This is a genomic window from Candidatus Symbiopectobacterium sp. NZEC135 (genome assembly GCF_025962695.1).
In genome coordinates this window covers 1-998 of the sequence record NZ_JAGFPF010000725.1, presented here as the reverse complement: position 1 = coordinate 998, position 998 = coordinate 1, and the positions used below count along the sequence as shown (strand labels likewise).

General features: G+C 56.7%; 1 protein-coding gene. It reads left to right on the top strand.

Annotated elements, in window-relative coordinates; genetic code table 11:
- The coding region (locus J5224_RS30005; RefSeq protein WP_264628705.1) for an Ig-like domain-containing protein at nt 1–998 on the top strand (998 nt) is incomplete at both ends.

Here is a 998-nt window from a genome sequence, read left to right as displayed (position 1 = left end):
CTGGTCACTGCCCCTGACCTCCACGCAACTGGCGGCATTTACCGAAGGTGGGCATACGTTACTGGTGACCGTCACCGACAAAGCAGGCAACCCCAGCAGCGCCAGCGTTAACGTTACTGCGGCATTGACGCTGCCCACACCTGACATCACCGAACCCTTATTTGGCTGCGATAACATCCTCAACATCGCGGAAGCCAACGGCCCGCTGACCATTACAGGCACCACCAATAGCACCGGCGTTGCACAAAACATCAGTGTCGAGATTGACCTTAACGGCGTGATTTACCAGGCCGTGGTCACGGGTAACACCTGGAGCGTCACCCTGCCGGCCAACGCACTGAGTTCACTCATCGAAGGTAACAACCACACCCTAGAGGTGACCGCCAGAGATCAGGCGGGCAACACAGCCAAAGACACGGTTACCTTCGAAAACGACTTTCATGCACCCGCCGTTACGCTCGATACCCCGTTTGGCGATGGCTATCTGAACGCGACAGAAATTGCCGCACTGAGCGGTAATGCCGGTGATGCCACGCGGGTCATGGTCACCATTGGTAATAATCCACCGATTGAGGCCACGGTGACTAACGGCCAATGGTCGCTTAACGCGGCCCAGTTGGGCGGGTTGACCGATGGCACGCAAACCCTGACGGTCACCGCGACCGATGCCGCAGGCAACAGTGCCAGCGTCGGCGGTCAGGTGCATATTGTGGTCAATACGCTGCCAACGATTGCTTTCGATGCTTTTGTCGGCGGCGATGGGCTGAACTATGTAGAAAGTCGCACAGCACAAACCTTGAGCGGCACCTCCACCGGACTGGAAGTCGGGCAAAAAGTGACCGTCACGGTAAACGGCCACGACTATGAGACCAATATTGGCGTCGGGGGAAGTTGGTCGGTGTTAATTCCGGCCTCGGAGTTGCAGCAGTTCACCAATCCAACAGAGATCGCCATTCAGGCGCAAGATAAAGCCGGAAACATCGTTAATGAAACGCTGG